This window comes from Altibacter lentus (assembly GCF_000746845.1).
GTDB lineage: Bacteria > Bacteroidota > Bacteroidia > Flavobacteriales > Flavobacteriaceae > Altibacter > Altibacter lentus.
Window position 1 is genome coordinate 1,995,393 of record NZ_KN050846.1, and the last position, 19,652, is coordinate 2,015,044.

Here is a 19,652-nt window from a genome sequence, read left to right on the forward strand (position 1 = left end):
GCGCAACTAAAAATTAATTTTGAATAACAACAAAGTCTTACTTACAGGGGGTGCGGGCTTCATTGGCTCAAATTACGTTCACTATGCGCTTCAAAACACAAATGACTCTGTTTTTGTGTTGGATAAGCTCACTTACGCTGGGGATTTGAAAAATTTGGAGGACATTGCCGCTCATTCTAAATATCATTTTATTAAGGGGGACATTTGTGAGGCTCCTTTGGTGGAATCATTATTCGAAGAACATCAATTCTCCAAAGTCATCCATTTTGCTGCAGAATCTCATGTCGATAACTCCATCACGGGGCCCGGCACTTTTGTTCAAACAAATATTGTGGGGACATTTACATTACTGCAAGCCGCCTATAAGACCTGGATGGAAGCACCCAATACAGTAAAGAACGATTTCGAACATGCACGTTTTTTGCACATCTCTACCGATGAAGTCTACGGAACACTAGGTAAGACAGGAGAGTTCACCGAAAAAACACCTTACGCACCCAACAGTCCGTACAGTGCTTCAAAAGCTTCATCCGATTTTTTAGTGCGCAGCTATTTCCACACCTATGGGCTTCCCGTTGTGACTACCAATTGCTCCAATAACTACGGTCCCCACCAACACAAGGAGAAGTTGATCCCTACTATTATTCGCAAGGCCCTGGCTGGAGAGCCTATCCCCATTTACGGCGATGGCAAGAATGTGCGGGATTGGTTGTATGTAAAGGACCACTGCACCGGTATCCATCTTGCGTTAGAAAAAGGACGTTTGGGCGAAACTTATAATATTGGTGGTAAAAATGAACGTGAAAACCTCTACATTGCTCACACCATTTGCGACCTGCTGGATCGGTTAAAACCAAAAGAAAGTCCGTATAAAGAACAGATTAGCTTTGTAAGTGACCGTCCGGGTCATGATTTTCGCTATGCGATCGATGCTACAAAGATTGAAAACGAGTTAGGCTGGCAGGCGAAAGAGAATTTTGAAAGCGGTATTGAAAAGACAGTACAATGGTACCTAAAAAACACAGATAGATTATGAAGGGAATTATCCTAGCCGGTGGCTCCGGAACCCGCTTACACCCCATCACCCTTGCCGTGAGCAAGCAATTAATGCCTGTATACGACAAACCCATGATCTACTACCCACTATCAACACTTATGTATGCCGGTATCCACGAAATTCTTATCATCTCTACACCGGAAGACCTTCCCTTATTTAAAAAACTGCTTGGTGACGGCAGCAAATTTGGTTGTACATTCAGCTATGCCGAGCAGCCACAACCTAATGGGCTGGCAGAAGCTTTTATTATTGGAAAGGATTTTATAGGGAAAGACAAGGTAGCTCTAATTCTAGGAGATAATATCTTTTACGGGTCGGGCCTAAAAGAACTCCTTCAGGCAAATAATGATCCCGATGGCGGGATCATCTATGCCTATCATGTGCACGATCCGGAACGTTATGGCGTTGTGGCCTTCGACAGTAACGGAAAAGCGTTGTCGATAGAGGAAAAACCCAAACAACCTAAATCAAATTATGCCGTACCCGGCATCTATTTCTACGACAATAGTGTCATCGAGATCGCAGAGAACATCAAACCCAGCGCACGGGGCGAACTCGAGATCACCGATGTGAACAACGCTTATTTAAGAAGCGGGAAATTGCGTGTGAGTATTTTGGATAAAGGTACTGCCTGGCTGGATACGGGAACATTCGAATCTCTCATGCAGGCAGCACAATTTGTTGAGGTGATCGAAGAACGGCAAGGACTTAAAATTGGAGCCATTGAAGAGGCTGCTTACGAAATGGGCTTTATTTCTAAAGTACAACTCATCGAATTGGCCAAACCCTTGTTAAAAAGCGGCTACGGCAAACATTTAATGCAATTGTAATACGATTTGGAACTGAAACACACACCTTTGCAAGACTGTTTTATACTCATTCCGCCTGTTTTTAAGGACGAAAGGGGGCAGTTTGTAGAAACATACAATCAACAGACGTTTAAAGACATCACGGGTCTTACGATTAATTTCGTACAGGACAATCAGTCTACCTCAAAATACGGGGTACTGCGCGGGCTTCACTTTCAGGTGGGGAATGGTGCGCAGGCAAAATTGGTGCGGGTGTTACAAGGGAAAGTATTGGATATCGTGGTGGACCTTCGGAAGGAATCTAAAACCTTCGGAAAGCATTTTTCAATGATCTTAAATGCTTCGGAAGGAAAACAGTTGTTCGTCCCAAAAGGTTTCGCTCACGGTTTTGTAACACTTTCTGAAACTTCGGTGTTTGCATACAAGTGCGATAATTATTACGATAAGGCTTCCGAAGGAGGTATCATCTATAATGACGCAACCTTATCGCTGGATTGGCATCTTCCCAAGGAAGATTTGATCATTTCAGAAAAAGACCTGCAACTTCCTACCTTCAAGGAGGTGATTCGATGAAAAAAGTACTGGTAACAGGAGCAAACGGACAATTAGGACGCTGTATCGCAGATGCGGCACACCGGTTTCCCGAACTTGAACTTTACTTGGCGACCAGAGATGAACTTGATATTGATGACCCGGAAGCGGTTTTAGCATTTTTAGAGACCCATAGTTTCGACCTAGTGATCAATACCGCGGCCTATACCGCCGTCGATCAAGCAGAGGAAGACCCTGAAGCGGCATACCGCACTAATCATATTGCGGTGGGACATCTGGCTGCTATCTGTAAGGAACAGAACATGGCTTTGATGCATTTTTCTACAGACTATGTTTTTGATGGTAGTAAAGGGACACCCTATACCGAAACAGACCCTACAAATCCAATCAATGTGTACGGAGCTTCAAAACGCAAAGGAGAAGTTGCCATCACGGCATCGGGAGCCGATGCTTATATCTTTAGAACATCCTGGCTGTATTCGCAATACGGTAAGAATTTCTATACCACGATGTTGCGGTTGGCGAATGAACAAAAGGCCCTTACCATTACAATCGGCGAGCGCGGGACGCCTACCAATGCAAATGTTCTTGCGGAGGTGAGCCTGCAAATTATAACAGATGCAGTGCTGCCGTTTGGGTGTTATCACTTGAGCAATGAAGGAGAAGCTACCTGGTTTGATTTTGCCGAAATGATTTTTGAAGAATACCCAGAAAGCGATGTTCACTTACAGCGTACGGATCACTTTACAACAAAGGCCCGTCGACCGGTGTATAGTGTATTGAGCAAGGAAAAGATAAAAGCCATTGGAAATATAATACTTCCACATTGGAAAGTGAGTTTGAAAAAGCTCATTGCAGATCAGCAAAGGGCTAACTAACACAATAATTATTGTAATTTTGTGCAGGAATGCCTATAAGGCATTCATTTTTTAACAACCGATAGAAAAAGTAAGATTTTGAGCAAGAAAGTAGCGTTAATTACAGGGGTAACCGGTCAAGATGGGGCTTATTTAAGCGAATTCCTATTAAAGAAGGACTATATTGTACATGGGATCAAGAGGCGATCTTCGCTTTTTAATACAGACAGGATCGATCATCTTTATCAAGATCCGCACATTGAGAACCAAAACTTCTTTTTACACTACGGGGATCTTACCGATAGTACCAACCTAATCCGAATCATACAAGAAGTACAGCCGGACGAGATCTATAATCTTGCGGCAATGAGTCACGTGCAGGTTTCTTTTGAGATGCCGGAATACACGGCCAATACCGATGCGTTGGGATCATTGAGAATACTGGAAGCCATACGAATACTAGGCTTAGAGAAGAAGACAAAAATTTATCAAGCCTCTACATCCGAATTATACGGAAAGGTACAGGAAGTACCACAAACCGAAACGACTCCTTTCTACCCAAGAAGTCCCTATGCCGTCGCCAAACTGTATGCTTACTGGGCAACAATAAATTACAGGGAAGCCTATAATATGTTTGCCTGTAACGGGATCTTGTTCAACCACGAATCTCCCATTCGGGGAGAAACCTTCGTTACGCGAAAGATTACGCGCGCCACATCACGTATTGCTTTAGGTCTTCAGGATAAGATGTATTTAGGAAATCTCGACGCGAAAAGAGATTGGGGACACGCAAAGGACTATGTAAAGATGATGTGGATGATCCTGCAGGCCGATGAAGCCGAAGACTGGGTGATCGCTACCGGAAAGACCACGGCCGTACGGGATTTTGTTAGAATGGCCTTTCAGCACATAGGCGTGGAGCTTGAGTTCACCGGGGAAGGCGTGGAAGAAAAAGGAATTGTAAAAAAATGTAACGATCCTGCATACACACTTGAGATAGGGAAGGAAGTAGTTGCTGTTGATGAAAAGTACTTCAGACCCACCGAAGTGGATCTTTTAATAGGGGATGCAACCAAGGCGTACAAAAAACTGGGCTGGAAACCGCAATATGAACTTCAGGGCTTGGTCGACGAGATGATGGCCGGGGACCTTAAATTGATGCGAAAAGAAAGTTATTTAAAAGATGGCGGCTATAAGATCATGAACTATTTCGAATAGAAGCCTATGGATAAGAATGCAACCTATTATGTGGCAGGACATCGAGGATTGGTAGGAAGCGCCATTGTAAAGGCGTTAAATGCCCGGGGGTATACTAATATACTCACCAGAACACATGCGCAATTGGACCTAACAGATCAAACGGCCGTTGCGACCTTCTTTAAGACACACAAACCCGATTATGTATTTCTGGCCGCAGCCAAAGTAGGAGGGATAGTGGCGAATAATGTATACCGGGCCGATTTTATATACGAGAATCTGATGATCCAGAACAATGTCATTCACCAGAGTTATCGGCATGGTGTTAAAAAGTTGCTTTTTTTAGGCAGCACGTGTATCTACCCAAAGGAGGCACCGCAGCCTATGCCGGAATCTTCACTGCTTACCAATGTCCTGGAATACACCAATGAACCCTATGCGATCGCCAAGATCGCGGGAATAAAAATGTGTGAAAGTTATAACATTCAATACGGAACGAATTTTATTTCAGTAATGCCAACCAACCTATATGGCTACAACGATAATTTCGATCTTGAAAAATCACATGTGCTTCCGGCGTTGATCCGAAAGATCCATTTGGCGAAGTTACTTTCAGAAAATAACAAACAGGCAATTCTGGACGATCTGGGGGTTCCTAATTTTCAGGAAGCGGAAAAGATCTTACAACAATTTGGTGTTTCTGAAGATAGTGTGGAGATCTGGGGCTCCGGAAGGCCCAAACGTGAGTTCTTATGGTCACAAGACATGGCTGATGCCTGTGTTTATATCATGGAAGAAGTAGATTTTAAACAGGTGATCGAAGATCCTTCAGAAATACGCAATACACATATCAACATTGGAACCGGAGAAGACATTTCCATTGCAGCCCTGGCAGAGATCATTAAAAAGACGGTGGGCTTTCAAGGGAATTTCAAGTTCAATACCTCCAAGCCGGATGGTACGCTGCGCAAGTTAACAGATGTTACAAAATTGCACGCGCTTGGATGGAAACACAAGGTGGCGTTGGAGGATGGCATTCAAAAAATGTATGAATGGTACTTAGCAAAAGAGTAACCTATGCTTTTTAACTCCTTAGACTTTGCACTCTTCTTTCCGGTTGTGTTTTTGCTGTATTGGACATTTGCAAAACACCTAACGGTTCGCAACGCTTTCCTTCTGGCTGCCAGTTATTTCTTCTACGGTTGGTGGGACTGGCGGTTCCTGTTCTTGATCGCTTTTAGCTCCTTGGTAGATTTTTTTGTTGGTAAGTATCTTTACAAAGCTACCGGCAACACAAGGCGCAAGGTTTTACTTTGGACCAGCATTTCGGTGAATATTGGTCTGCTGGCCTATTTTAAATATGCTAATTTCTTTATAGAATCCTTTGTCGACTCATTCCGCTTATTTGGACAGGACCTAGAAGTTGCACCTCTTCAGATCATCCTTCCGGTAGGGATTAGCTTTTACACCTTTCAAACGCTTAGTTACACCATAGACATTTACAAACGAAAATTAGAGCCTACCAACAACGCATTGGCTTTCTTCACTTTTGTTGCATTTTTTCCGCAGTTGGTTGCCGGGCCTATTGAACGCGCATCGCATCTATTGCCCCAGTTCTTTAAAACGTATAAGTTCAATTACCATCAGGTAAAATCGGGTTTGTTATTGATGGCTTTTGGGTTGTTCAAAAAAATGGTGATAGCAGACCGTGCAGCGATACTTGTGAACCAGGTATATGGCGACCCCGGTAGTTATGACGGCTATCAATTGGTTGTCGCCACCTTCTTTTTTGCCGTTCAGATCTATTGCGATTTTTCGGGATACAGTGACATTGCCATTGGGATCGCGCGCACCATGGGCTTCGATCTAATGAAGAATTTCGACAGTCCGTATTTCTCCAAATCCATCACCGAGTTCTGGAGGCGCTGGCATATTTCCCTGTCTACGTGGTTTCGGGATTATGTGTACATTCCACTGGGCGGAAGCAGGGGAGGAACCTATAAGACCTATGCAAATCTATTCATCGTTTTTCTAGTGAGCGGACTTTGGCACGGGGCGGCCTTCACCTTCGTGATCTGGGGGGCGATACACGGCGTGATCATCGTACTGGAAAAAGCATTTACGAAACAAAGGGAGAATTTAAAGAACGGCTTTCAGAAATTAAAACTTAGCAAACTATACGCCTTTGGGTCCTTGCTAGTAACCTTTTTTATTGTTTGTGTAGCATGGGTGTTTTTTAGAGCGGAAAGTTTGCGAGAGGCTGGTCTAATCTTAAGGAACAGTGTCGATCTAAATTATGGAAAACTTTTTCATGGGGGGTTGGGCACGATGGGATTGGCGGAGTCAGAAATATATTTATTATTAGTTTTGATTGTGCTGTTGGTGCTCTTTGAGCTTAGGCATAGAACAAAACCAATGGCGCATTATATTGCACGCCGACCCATTTATGTGCGTTGGAGTTTATACCTTGTAGTTGTGTTCTCTCTGCTTCTGTTTGGTATTTATGGAGACGATCAAGTATCAGAATTTATTTATTTTCAATTTTAATTACTAATGAAACAATTGCTCTTAAAATCTACGCTTTTCACGATCATCGTTCTGGTGCTTCTGTTGGGTGTAATGGATCGATTGTTCCTTACCGACACGCATTTTAACAGAACAATGCGCGAACTGGATCGCTATGAGGCGGACGAGGTGGATATTTTTTTCTGCGGAAGCTCTCATGTATTCACAGCGTTCAATCCCGAAATTATCGATAAAGAGTTACACCTGAACAGTATAAACTTAGGAAGCGGGGCACAGAATCTTGAGACCACAGCCTTCTTATTAAGCGATATCTTAGAGCGGTATAATCCTAAGTTAATCGTGTTGGACGTATTTCCGGGGAATAACTATCACCTCAATGCTCCCACCGCCAAAGGTTTTCAGTTGGAAGTTTTTGATAATCTGGAAAATAATCTGAAAAAATTGAAGTATTTAAGGTCAATATATTCAATTCGTGAATTTTCCAGCGTATTAAGTCCGACAATTCGAAATCATAAAGACTGGAACGACAAACTTTTTAATAGGAATGGCAATACGAAGGCCGCGGCAGAATTTGTTCGAGGCTACACGAATAACCCCGGCCATCACGTGAAAGACGAGAGCAAGAATAGTTTTAGAGATTTCAACACTAAAACTTTTGTATACGACACTGTATCCGGTTCTTTGCCGGAACGAGTGAAAGAACTAATACTGCAGATTCACAGTCTTACAGCCGAAAAGAATGTGGAGCTTATGTTTGTTTCTACACCTTACCTGGATTGGTATAAAGATCCCAATGGCAATTACTATGAGTTTACAGCCGCAATCAAAGAAATGAGCGATAGCCTGGACATTCCATATTTAAATTTTAATAAACAATACGTCGCTTTACCTTTGGAATTTTCAGACTTCAAAGATGTGGCTCATGTCAACTCCATTGGAGCAGAAAAAGTTTCTTTGTTTTTTGCATCCTACCTTAAAGAACAGGACTTTACATTTAAGGACCGTCGAAACGATAGCATCTGGATGCGAAATCAAAGTGAAAACTTTGAATACGTACTAAAAACACCCAAGTTAATGGACAGACTACCCGCTACCCAAGTCGAATATACTGTTTGGGATAGTCTGAAGATAGCAAAGTTTTATGTCCATGCTAAGCCCTCCACAGTTACCAAGATCATTTTAGAGCTCAAAACACCTTTACAAATAACCGGAGAAGAATATATAGTTCAGTTTCATGGGAAACCAGTTAAGACTCAGAAGCGATACTTATCTAATGAAGCAAAATTAAAAGATCGCGATCGAAACATCTGGTATGGCCGCCCTGCTTTAAAGGAATTGGATGGAACCAAATATTTGATTTTTGAGATACCTGCATCAAAAATCACCGATTATGAAACAATTCTCTTATATTTTCAAAATGCCGAAACATTAGAAGTGGTACAGCCACCCCTTAACATTGGACCTCTTTCATTAAAATAACGATGCTAAGCAACCTTTCTTTCTTAAACCAACGCTACGCCAAGTATTTTAAAAATACGGCATGGCTTCTTATGGAGAAAGGTTTGCGAATTCTCGACGCCTTCTTTATTGGTATCTGGTTGGCAAGATACCTTGGACCAGAGCAGTTTGGTGTTTTGAGCTATGCCGAGTCTATGGTATATCTGTTTACGGCAGTTGCGGCTATGGGTTTAGATCAAATAGTGGTACGGGAGTTGGTCAAAGACATACCAAGGCAAAATGAGATCCTTGGGACAACCTTTGTTCTGCGTATAGTTGGCTTTGCGATCATGCTAGCACTACTTTGGACCACACTACAATGGCTCGACAACGATGCGCTTACCAACAGTATAGTGTTAATTATCGCCTGTTCTGTGTTCTTTAAGAGTTTCAGCGGTATCGACTATTATTTTCAAAGTAAAATAAAAAGTAAATATGTGGTTATTACCAACAGTGTCGCTGTGGGAATAGCTGCTGTGGCCAAAGTGACACTCATTCTCACACAGGCCGACCTTATTAACTTTGCCTATGTATACGTAGGGGAGGCTGTGTTAATAGCCATTGGATTGTTGCTAAGCTATTCCTATAAAAAACTTTCAGCTTTAAAATGGAAGTTTAGTTTTGACATGTCTAAGTATCTGCTAAGAAAGAGCTGGTTTTTAATCATTGGAGCCATTGCTGCGGCTTTGTACTTTAAGATAGATCAGGTCATGATCAAGGAGATCTTAGACGAACGAGCCGTTGGTCTGTACAGTGTGGCTGTAAAACTGAGCAGTATCTGGCTTTTCGTCACTGTAGCGATCACACAGTCTGTGTTTCCTACCTTGGTAGCTCTTCGGAAACGAAGTAGAAAGGAATTTTTAGAACGTTTGCAGCAATTATATGACCTTTTAATGAAAATTGCCATCGTTGTTTCAGTATTGTATACGATATTTGCAAACTTTATCGTGACCTTCCTTTTTGGAAATGAATACGCGGAAAGTGTTGAGGTCGTGATAATTTACATCTGGTCGATTGTCTTTGTGTTTTTAAGTAATGGTTCTTGGAGTTATTATTTAAATGAGAATTTGGAGAAATTTGCAAGCCTTAGACTTATTATTGGAGCAGTTATTAATATTGCACTTAATATCTATTTTATTGAATTGTACGGTCTCACCGGGGCGGCTTACGCAACGTTGGTCTCTTATTCAATATCGGGGTATTTTGTAAATTATTTATTTAAGAGTACACGAGCGAACTTTTATTTACAAACGTATTCGCTCTTACATTTTTTCAAGATTAGAACATGGATAAAGCCATTTTAGAAAGTGAGTTGAAAGTGAAGGATTTAAAGACAGTGGGCTTTTCAATTGATAAAGTATGCCAGCTGTTCTTTTACAAGGACCGTGTTTTTCGCGCGATCAATACACCCTTCGAATCGCAGGTGCAAGAGATGTTCTCCAGCGGGATGATGCAAGAGCTCATCGAGAAGGATCTTCTTATCAACTCGTGGATCTCCGATGTTAAGATCGAAGGATTTAACCTGGTGGTAGAGCATCAAAAAGTATCTTTTTGGAATTATCCTTATGAATGGTCGTTCTCTATGCTGAAGGACGCTGCAAACACGGTGTTGGATATTTCTGAAATTGCACAATCCTATAATTTTGAACTTTTTGATGTCCATTCCCATAACGTGGTATTCGACATGGGGACACCAAAATTTATCGACCTCGGAAGCTTTTTCAGAAGGGATCCCAACGACGGAAGATCATGGACCGGCTACCTAAGCTTTTACAACGCCTTTTACATTCCCACGTACCTCTACACCAAAGGGTATTCAGACCTGCCGCAAAGCATACAGTTGTTTCACGGCTACTATAGCGAGAAGGATTTTTTCAACCTTCGGTTTAAGTACGCGACATTCTTTGGATCGTGGTTGTCGAATCTGGTGTTCAAATTCTACTATAATGCCAGAAAACTTGCCAACGCAAGACACTTTCGGGTCGTGGAAAAGTTTGGCAAGCACAAATACAGCAAGTACATTCTTTTCTTCAAGAATAACTTTCAGAATATTTTCAGCATCAAAAAGGCGCGCCGCTTGATGAAAGGGCTAAAGAACAGCAAATTCGAATCCTATTGGATGAACTATCACAATGAGATCGACCCTGCCACCAATAAACGGTTCCAACGCATCACTCAACTTATTAACAGTGATCTAAAAGATGCCAAAAGCCTTATAGAACTGGCTTCCAACCAGGGAAAATTTGCGAACCATCTGTTGGCAAATTCCCAGATAGAAAGAGTGATCGCCACCGATTATGATAAGAATGCGGTAGATGCGATATACAAGAACAATAAAGGATCTAATAATGTTTTGCCCCTGGTATACGATTTTGTGCGCCCTAACGGCCGTATTACCGATGCCAGGATTCAAGACCGCATTAAGGCAGATGTGGTCATGGCATTGGCCGTTACACACCATCTTATCTTAACCCAGGAGATAGGTCTAAAACATATCTTTAATATACTTGAATCTTTAGCCGATAGGTATGTAGTGGTAGAATTCATGCCGCTTGGGCTGTATGCCGGAGACCTCAATACCACACCTCCTGTACCCGATTTTTATACGGTCCAGTGGTTTAAAGAGGCGTTTTCATCACATTTTGAATACCACCTGGACGAAGAATTAGAGATCAACAGACATTTGTTTATTGGTAAGGTTAAAAAAAGCTAATCCTTATATTCGCACTATGAAGTATTTTTTGTTTTTCCTTATAGGACTGTTTGTTTCCTGCCAAGGAGGAAAACCTTACGATACTTCTTTATATACAATTGACGAATACAATAAAGAAACCCAAGAGAACAGCCTTATTGAACATCCTTATATTTTTGAGGAAGAAGAAGTGCGACTAGAGTCACTTACCTATAAAAGACAAGATTCTGTAATCACCCTAAAGGCCGTCTATGAAGGAAATACAGAGCGGTATCGCAACACATGTTTTCTCTTTTTTCACGCATATCCCAAAAAAGAGGGCAACCATTTGGTAAATATGGATCTTAAAAGCGTTCCCGGGGAAGGTAAATTGGTCTTTATGCGTGAAATAAAGCTTGAACAGTTTAGATTTGAGGAGATTCGGCTTGGAATGGTATGTGACGCCAAGGAAGGAAGGATATTCAAACTTAACTTTTTTGATGTAGCGTTCCAATAATCAAAAACAGTACACGTGAAATTTTTATTTATCGTAGTAACTTTCTTGTGTTTGACCTTGTTCAGGCCGCTACTGCTGTTTACATATCCCATCCTTGTATTTCTGTTTTTTTTGCTGCTGAAACTACGCCTAAATAAAACCGTAGGTCTGGCGTGTTTGGCTATTATAGTTGCCGGAATTATTTCTATGATCATTGAAGGGTTTTTTATTTACAACCTCGTCTTCTCACTCTATTTGATCATTACTACGTTGATATTTGCCACGGCCAAACCGGTGCAGCGGGATATCTTTAAAGACAAGGCTTACTTTAAATCCTTCATTAAAATATTCTCCTATTTTCTGGTAATCGTCAATATTTCGGCCGCCATCTATGCTGTTCTGGTCTTGGCAACAGCAGATTATCCTGAAGATGTGTTCACCGGATTGTACGGTAAGGGGGGCTTTGGTTCTCACAGTTTATCGGTCATTAATTTTTTGATGGCGACTTACTATTTCTTCGAAAAGAAGTATAAGAATTTTGCTTTTTTCTTTGTTTGCGGGATCCTTGGCTTTTACGGACAAGGCCTCTTTATCTATGTGATCGCTTTCGGATTGGTCATTTTACCCTATTTGCTGAAGAACGTAGCGACCACGCTCAAGATCGTATTTATTGCCGTAAGTTTCTTTTCGGTGGTCTATCTTATTAACCCTGCCAATTTTAAGTACATAAGGGTTAATATTGCCTACGCCGAACTCATTTTTGAAGAATACGATTACAAATATGAGATCGAGAAGATGAAAGAACACCGCAGAACCTATATCCCTCGTTACATCACCTTTCTTGACGGTTCTCGACGGTTGTTCTTCAGTGATGCTAAAGTCTTCTTCTTAGGGACTTCGCCGGGTACTTTTAACAGCCGGGTGGCATTTTATCTCAATGGCGATTTTATTCAGAATAAGACCTATAAAAAACTATTTAATTATCAAACCGAGTATCACCACGATTATGTGCTCCCGATATTGAACAGGAAGTATCTGGCCAATACCATGTGGAATGACGGTACAAGAAATCAGCCATTCTCATCGCTCGTCTCCGTACTTTTGGAGTATGGGTTTATTTTTGGATCGATAATCCTTTTCTTGTTCTTTTCAAGCATACGAAGGGTAAGAAAGGCCACCACCAGGAAAGAAACATCCAATTTTGTGAAGTTTATCTTTTATTACTGTCTTATTTTATTCTTGTTTCAGTACTATCTGGAAGTGATAGAGATCGTATTTCCTATGCTGCTCATGGTAAAACTTATTGAAGTAGACTTGCTAAATTCTCAAAATAAAGAAGATGTACCAACTCTTGAATCGTAAGATATGGGGGTTATTGCTGCTCCTCTTTGCTGTCGTATTGCCGTTTGGACCGGCAATACCCAACATTGTGGTGGGGCTCTTAGGTTTGTTCTGGTTGCTTCATTTGGCGACAGGAAAACTTACACTATCTAAAAAGCGAATAGGTGCAATCCTTATTTTCATAGGTTATTTCTTATGGTACCTACTTACTTTTTTTTATTCTGAAAATGTAGATTTCTTTCAACGGAAACTTACCATGCAAGGATTTTTACTGTTTTTCCCTGTACTATTCTTTACCCTGCCCTACACATTGTCAAAGAAAACCGTTTACGCTATACTACTGGGTTTTAGCACTTCTGTGGCTGTTTTAGTCCTCCTTTCACTTCTGAAACAGCTTCCTGTCTACTTTGAAGATTCCGAGCAGGGATTGCAATACCTGGTAGGGAACAGCCTTTCCACAGCAGTTATAAGCATTCAGTATCTTTCGCTGTCACTATATGCCTCCTTTGCTGTGATCGCCTGTAGTTATATGCTTTTTGTAGATATGTCCTTTAGATTCAAAAGAAAGTATACTATTGCTATCATAGTGCTCATGGTCTTCTTGTCGGGGGCTTTGTTGGTCTTAGGAAGTCGGACGTCTATTTTCGTTACGGCACTGTTTCTCTTTGCTTTCGCTTTATACTCTGCTGTAAGACATCGCAATTTTTTAGTTCCAACTACTGTGGTCGTTGCTGTTGTGGCGGGGTGTACGTTTTTTCTGCTCAACAGCCAAACTTTTGAAGAGCGCTGGACCGAAGTATATAATTTCGAAAACGAGGAAAGTCCCGAGGATAGTTATTGGGGGGGCACCGGAATGCGCCTTTTAATTTGGGACTGCGCTGTTAAAGTGGTAGCGAATGACCCTGTTATGGGAGTAGGTGTGGGAGATGAGATCGATCAACTTACCCTTTGCTATAAGGTATACATGAGAAATCAGTTATTGGTGGCAGGAAAAACATTTCATGCTCATAACATATTTTTGCAGGCCGCGGTTCGGGCCGGACTCATAGGGCTGTTCTTGTTCCTTCTGTTTATTATCTATACGGCATGGACGGCAAAACGCAAAAAAAATTACCTGTATCTTATTTTTATAGCAACCTTTGTAGCCTCCGGAATGACCGAATCTTTTTTGCAGGTTAATGCAGGAGTTTTATTTTTGGCGTTCTTTAGCACATTCATATATACTAATAATACAGAGGCACTTGCGGATTCTTCAGATACATAACACATACCATTTTGACGGCGGTGAGGACACGGTGGTCGAAAATGAGTATGCGATCCTAAAGTCCCATGGGGTAGAGGTCGAACGCCTTTTTTTCGACAATACGTCGGTAAATCCGTTACAACTTATTTACAACACTTCTTCGGCAAAAATCCTTCAAAAGAAATTAGAAGTATTTAAACCGGACCTTATTCACGTGCACAATCTTTTCTACAAAGCCACTCCCAGCATTTTGTATGTGGCAAAGCGACAGGGGATACCGGTGGTAATGACACTGCATAATTACCGTTTGATATGTCCTAATGCCATGTTCTTAAGAGATCACAAAGTGTGTATAAAGTGTAAGAACAAAACCTTTCCCTTTCCGGCCATTCAGCACAAATGTTTTAAAGACTCCTATCTTAAATCTGCAACCCTCTCGGCTTCCTTGTTCGCTCACAACGTCTTTGGCACTTGGGCCGCGACGGTAGACAAGTTCATTGTACTTACGCCTTTCGCAAAAAAGATGATAACCAGCTCAGCACTACGTGTGGAGCCGGATAAGATTGCTGTAAAACCCAACAGCACCGATGGCACATCGCATGCGATCATTCCACCAGAGGAAAGAGATGGCTATGTATTTGTGGGGCGTCTTTCAGAAGAAAAAGGAGTTGAGGTTCTCATCGATGCCTTTAATGAACTTCCTCATTTAAAACTGTTCATTTTAGGAACGGGGGAACTGGAATTGAAGCTTAAAGCACGTGCCAATACTACAATTCAGTTTATGGGACAACAGCCCGCTTCGGTGGTGCGTGAGAAAGTAAGACATGCCAAAGCACTGGTTTTTTCCTCTATTATCTTCGAAGGACTGCCAAATACCATTATTGAAGCGTTTTCTGCCGGCACCCCTGTAATAGCTTCAAACATAGACAACATCAATAGTATCGTAGACGATGGCCTGGACGGACAGCTCTTTCAGGTCTCCAATTCTGAAGACCTTCGAAAGACGATACAATATTTTGAACAAAATAACGCTTTGAAATACTACGAGAACGCCCGAAGAAAATTTGAAGCAAAATATACTCACGAGAAAAATTACACTTCTTTGATGCACATCTATAAAGAAGTTCTAGCGACCCATGAAGCGGAAAATAATTAGATCCTACATTAATCAAGGAAGTCTTGAAGAACAAACACCTCACCTCCTGGCGCTCGCTAAATCGCATACGCCAAGCTATGTTTGTCTTACCAACGTACACATGCTCATCGAAGGGTATGATGACACCGGTTTTCAGCATGTGGTGAATTCTGCAACCATGGCTTTTCCGGACGGGACTCCGGTGGCCAAAATGTTTAAGTTGCTATACGGAGTTTCTCAAGAGCGCATAGCGGGAATGGATCTTTTTCCATATTTGTTACAACGGTGCAATGAAGAATCGCTAAAGGTTGCTTTCGTGGGTGCAACACCGGAGGTCTTGAAAGCACTCCAAAAGAAAGTGAGGGAACAATTTAAGAATATTGAGATTACGTTTGCCGTTTCTCCTCCCTTCAATGCGACTTGGGATAATGAGGTCTATGTAGAAAGGATAAACTCCTCTAATACTCACATGGTATTTGTGGCTTTGGGCTGTCCAAAACAGGAGCGGTGGATGTTTGAACACAGTAAAAAGATCAATGCCACACTCTATGGTGTGGGGGGTGCTTTTCCCGTATTTGTAGGGGAAATAAAACGGGCGCCGCTGTGGATGCAAAAAAGCGGACTCGAATGGTTTTATCGACTCATTATGGAGCCAAAAAGAATGTTTAGGCGGTATCTGTACACTAACACGAAATTTTTTTACCTTGCCTTACGGCAAATCCTTAACAAATGACCCTAGCTTCAATCGATGACAAGCGTTTAAAAGTGCTCTTTTATCTTTTTATTGCGACCTTGATCATCTTCTTGTTTGGGGACATCTCAAGAAAGTTGGCCTTAAATTCACACGACAATTTTGTTCGGTATACGGCAATTTCAAAAGGATTTGTTTTAGCGTGCTACGGTGTGGTACTCGCCTATTTTTTCAGAATGTATAAAGAAGAGAAACGTAGTCGTTATCTGTTGTATGCCATTGGAGTCTTGATCGTTACCTTCTTGCTGTCCCAAGCTGTCATCAACGATACCAGCGCATACGTGTATCGCATTCGAGAGAATTTGGTCTATCTGTCCAGGCTCTTGTTCTTACCTATCACGTTTTTAATATTCGCTCCCTTGCTGAAGAGCGAGGAAAAAGTCAACAAGCTATTTCGGTTTTTTGAAATACTCTTTTTCATCAATTGCGGTCTTATGATCGTTGGCGCCATTTTCGACGTGCATGTGTTCCGCACCTACATTAGCTTTAAGCGCTATGGCTACATGGGGATTTACAACTCGAACAATCAGGCGAGTTTCTATTTCATGTTCATGATCGCGGTTTACTATTATAAAACGCTCTTTCTATCCTGCAAACCTTATAAATTAATTATAGCGGTAGCCTGCTCCTTACTGCTTGGAACCAAGAAAATGTATTTTTTCTTTCCCTTGCTTTTAGCATTCGACTTTTTTTATTTTAAGCGGTATCTGCAAAAGTGGTTTTGGATTGGCCTTGTGGGTATTATTTGTTTGGGCGTTGTTTTTTATAGGGCGATAAGTAGTTTTATAACCGATAAATTTAAAGTACTGGTAGAGATTTACCACGAACAGGGATTGATCACAAGTATTACAAGTACCCGAAATATCGAATTGTCCAATACCATCTCCCAGGTTGTCTTGCCAAAATGGAGCTTTTTGAACTACATTCTAGGCGGCTCAGAATTCTACAACCACCGACCTGAAATGGAGTTTTTTGACATTTATTTCTTTTTTGGGATAGTAGGTATATGTATTTTTGCGTGGCTTTTAAAAGATATGATGCGGTTTTTTAACGCCGGCACCTTTTTAATAGGCATGTTGGTTATCTATTTAATAGCAGGCTTTTTTGCCAGCGGGTTTATTATAAGTGCAAATCAACCCATCATTTTTTTACTAACATTTGCTTTTATTGGGTTTTTAAAAGAACGTGAACCCGTAAAGTAGTAAGAGGATCAAGTGAATGAGAATAGCAGTAATTGGTACGGGATACGTTGGTTTGGTGACAGGAACATGCCTCGCCGAGACAGGTAATGAGGTTATATGTGTTGACATCGACCAAGAAAAGGTTGCGAAAATGCGCGCCGGGGTCGTTCCTATTTATGAACCACATTTAGATATCCTTTTTGAAAGAAACATTAAAGCCAACAGATTGCGCTTTAGCACTTCTTTGGCTGAAGGCCTTGAACATGGTGATATTATATTTCTTGCCCTTCCTACTCCCGAAGGAGATGATGGGTCGGCAGATCTTAAATATGTTTTGAATGTTTCCGAAGAAATTGGTGCATTAATTAAGGATTACAAAGTAATTGTAGATAAAAGTACGGTTCCAGTAGGCACTGCCGATAGGGTCAGGGAGGTGATTGCGAAACGTGCCGGTTGTGATTTTGACGTGGTCTCCAACCCCGAGTTTTTGCGTGAAGGCTTTGCGGTGGACGATTTCTTAAAGCCAGAACGTATTATTATTGGTTCCAGCAGTGAACGGGCCACCAAATTGATGCAAAAGCTTTACAGTCCTTTTGTACGCTCCGGCAACCCTATTATTGTTATGGATGAGAAATCGGCAGAACTCACAAAATATGCCGCCAATGCCTTTCTTGCCACCAAGATTACTTTCATGAACGAAATTGCCAACTACTGCGAGAAAGTAGGAGCCGATGTGGATCAAGTACGTGCCGGAATTGGAGCCGATAGCCGTATCGGGAAGCGTTTTTTATTTCCCGGGATCGGTTATGGAGGATCTTGCTTTCCTAAAGATGTAAAAGCACTTCAAAAGGCAGGGAGAGATGAGGCTTATGATTTTAAGATCTTAAATGCCGTGATTGAGGTGAATGCCAGACAAAAAACGATATTAGTTCCGCAAATTCAAGCCTATTTTAAAAACGACCTAAAAGGAAAACAAATAGCGATCTGGGGACTTGCTTTCAAGCCGGAAACCGACGATGTGCGTGAGGCTCCTTCTATCGATATTATGAAAGCACTACTCGATCAAGGGGCGCAATTGACAGTGTTCGATCCAGAGGCCATGCCAAATATCAAAAAGCAGTTTGGAGACACGCTTACCTATGCAGCCTCTATGTACGAGGCTCTGGATAATGCTGAAGCTTTGGTGATCTGCACAGAGTGGAGTATCTTCCGAACACCAAATTATAAGGAGTTGAAGCAACGATTGAGCCATCCGGTCATCTTTGATGGTAGAAACCTTTACAATGTAGACGATATGGAAGCAGAAGGATTTACCTATATATCAATTGGCAGGAAAGCAATTCATCAATGAAGAAAAGAGTTTTAATCACAGGAGCGGCAGGATTTCTTGGGTCTCATTTATGCGACAAATTCCTCGAAGAGGGATATCAGGTTATCGCAATGGATAATCTTATTACCGGAGATCTTAAAAATATCGAACACCTCTTCAAGTTGGAGGATTTCGAGTTCTATCACCACGATGTTACCAAGTTTGTGCATGTTCCCGGGGAGGTGGATTACATCTTGCATTTTGCATCGCCTGCCAGCCCCATCGATTACTTAAAGATTCCCATCCAAACATTGAAGGTGGGCTCTCTCGGCACTCACAATCTTTTAGGATTGGCAAAGGAGAAGAAGGCACGTATCCTTATCGCTTCTACTTCGGAAGTGTATGGAGATCCGCTTGTACATCCTCAAACCGAAGCGTACTATGGAAATGTAAATACCATTGGACCTCGTGGCGTTTATGATGAGGCGAAACGATTTCAGGAATCCATTACGATGGCCTATCACCGCTTTCACGGACTTGAAACAAGGATCGCCCGAATCTTCAACACCTACGGCCCTAGAATGAGGCTCAACGATGGACGCGTGATCCCGGCTTTTATAGGACAGGCGTTACGCGGAGAAGACCTTACCGTTTTCGGTGATGGAAGTCAGACCCGATCTTTTTGTTATGTAGATGATCAGGTAGAAGGACTTTATCGATTGCTTTTAAGCGATTACAGTCTGCCTGTAAACATCGGGAATCCGCATGAGATTACGATCCTGGAGTTTGCAAAAGAAATATTGAAACTTACCGCTTCATCGCAAAAGATCGTCTATAAAGAACTCCCGAAAGACGATCCTTTACAGCGCCAGCCGGACATTAGTAAAGCGAAAGAAATACTTCAATGGGAGCCAAAGGTGTCTCGAGAACATGGGATGAAAAAAACATTTGAATATTTTAAGAAGCTTTCAAAAGAAGAATTGTTCAAAAGCGAACATAAGGATTTCTCAAAGCACATTAGGCAATAGCA

The 19,652-nt window shown here is 41.7% G+C and carries 18 protein-coding genes; all 18 read left to right on the top strand.

What is annotated here, in order from left to right:
• The first annotated feature begins 19 nt into the window (after positions 1-19).
• Positions 20-1,036 carry a dTDP-glucose 4,6-dehydratase gene (gene rfbB, locus JS40_RS09225; RefSeq protein WP_034260091.1) on the top strand — a complete coding sequence of 339 codons (1,017 nt, stop codon included), beginning with the start codon at positions 20-22 and terminating at the stop codon, positions 1,034-1,036.
• Entirely contained in the window at positions 1,033-1,887 is an 855-nt protein-coding gene (gene rfbA / locus JS40_RS09230) for a glucose-1-phosphate thymidylyltransferase RfbA (protein ID WP_034260092.1), read from the top strand. Before rfbB ends, rfbA begins: the two co-directional genes overlap by 4 nt.
• A 27-nt stretch (positions 1,888-1,914) precedes the next feature.
• Entirely contained in the window at positions 1,915-2,439 is a 525-nt protein-coding gene (gene rfbC, locus JS40_RS09235) for a dTDP-4-dehydrorhamnose 3,5-epimerase (RefSeq protein WP_316932514.1), read from the top strand.
• Positions 2,436-3,296 (top strand): dTDP-4-dehydrorhamnose reductase, encoded by an 861-nt coding sequence (gene rfbD, locus JS40_RS09240; protein WP_034260094.1) that lies wholly within the window; start codon positions 2,436-2,438, stop codon positions 3,294-3,296. Before rfbC ends, rfbD begins: the two co-directional genes overlap by 4 nt.
• 78 nt (positions 3,297-3,374) lie before the next feature.
• A complete protein-coding gene (gmd, locus tag JS40_RS09245; RefSeq protein ID WP_034260095.1) occupies positions 3,375-4,493 on the top strand; it encodes a GDP-mannose 4,6-dehydratase in 1,119 nt (372 codons plus the stop codon).
• A 6-nt stretch (positions 4,494-4,499) separates the two neighbouring features.
• Entirely contained in the window at positions 4,500-5,546 is a 1,047-nt protein-coding gene (locus JS40_RS09250) for a GDP-L-fucose synthase family protein (protein ID WP_034260096.1), read from the top strand.
• A 3-nt stretch (positions 5,547-5,549) separates the two neighbouring features.
• Positions 5,550-7,019 carry an MBOAT family O-acyltransferase gene (locus tag JS40_RS09255; protein WP_034260097.1) on the top strand — a complete coding sequence of 490 codons (1,470 nt, stop codon included), beginning with the start codon at positions 5,550-5,552 and terminating at the stop codon, positions 7,017-7,019.
• Positions 7,020-7,025: 6 nt separating this feature from the next.
• On the top strand, positions 7,026-8,477 hold the full coding sequence (locus JS40_RS09260) for a hypothetical protein (RefSeq protein WP_034260098.1): 1,452 nt from the start codon (positions 7,026-7,028) through the stop codon (positions 8,475-8,477).
• A 2-nt stretch (positions 8,478-8,479) separates the two neighbouring features.
• Entirely contained in the window at positions 8,480-9,799 is a 1,320-nt protein-coding gene (locus JS40_RS09265; RefSeq protein WP_034260099.1) for a flippase, read from the top strand.
• Positions 9,781-11,208 carry a class I SAM-dependent methyltransferase gene (locus JS40_RS09270; RefSeq protein ID WP_034260100.1) on the top strand — a complete coding sequence of 476 codons (1,428 nt, stop codon included), beginning with the start codon at positions 9,781-9,783 and terminating at the stop codon, positions 11,206-11,208. The genes JS40_RS09265 and JS40_RS09270 overlap by 19 nt, the downstream gene beginning before the upstream one ends.
• Before the next feature lie 16 nt (positions 11,209-11,224).
• Positions 11,225-11,683, top strand: coding sequence for a hypothetical protein (locus tag JS40_RS09275; protein ID WP_152558164.1), 459 nt, complete (start codon positions 11,225-11,227; stop codon positions 11,681-11,683).
• 15 nt (positions 11,684-11,698) lie between these two features.
• Positions 11,699-13,024, top strand: a complete 1,326-nt coding sequence (locus tag JS40_RS09280) for a hypothetical protein (protein WP_152558165.1) — start codon at positions 11,699-11,701, stop codon at positions 13,022-13,024.
• Positions 13,002-14,267, top strand: a complete 1,266-nt coding sequence (locus JS40_RS09285; RefSeq protein ID WP_034260103.1) for an O-antigen ligase family protein — start codon at positions 13,002-13,004, stop codon at positions 14,265-14,267. The genes JS40_RS09280 and JS40_RS09285 overlap by 23 nt, the downstream gene beginning before the upstream one ends.
• Positions 14,245-15,402 carry a glycosyltransferase family 4 protein gene (locus tag JS40_RS09290; RefSeq protein ID WP_034260104.1) on the top strand — a complete coding sequence of 386 codons (1,158 nt, stop codon included), beginning with the start codon at positions 14,245-14,247 and terminating at the stop codon, positions 15,400-15,402. The genes JS40_RS09285 and JS40_RS09290 overlap by 23 nt, the downstream gene beginning before the upstream one ends.
• Positions 15,383-16,114: a WecB/TagA/CpsF family glycosyltransferase gene (locus tag JS40_RS09295; RefSeq protein ID WP_034260105.1), complete on the top strand. Its 732-nt coding sequence runs from the start codon at positions 15,383-15,385 to the stop codon at positions 16,112-16,114. The genes JS40_RS09290 and JS40_RS09295 overlap by 20 nt, the downstream gene beginning before the upstream one ends.
• Positions 16,111-17,334 (top strand): hypothetical protein, encoded by a 1,224-nt coding sequence (locus tag JS40_RS09300; protein WP_034260106.1) that lies wholly within the window; start codon positions 16,111-16,113, stop codon positions 17,332-17,334. Before JS40_RS09295 ends, JS40_RS09300 begins: the two co-directional genes overlap by 4 nt.
• A gap of 16 nt (positions 17,335-17,350) precedes the next feature.
• Complete coding sequence (locus JS40_RS09305) at positions 17,351-18,664, top strand: UDP-glucose dehydrogenase family protein (protein WP_034260107.1); 1,314 nt, start codon at positions 17,351-17,353, stop codon at positions 18,662-18,664.
• On the top strand, positions 18,661-19,650 hold the full coding sequence (locus JS40_RS09310; RefSeq protein ID WP_034260108.1) for a UDP-glucuronic acid decarboxylase family protein: 990 nt from the start codon (positions 18,661-18,663) through the stop codon (positions 19,648-19,650). Before JS40_RS09305 ends, JS40_RS09310 begins: the two co-directional genes overlap by 4 nt.
• Positions 19,651-19,652: the final 2 nt, after the last annotated feature.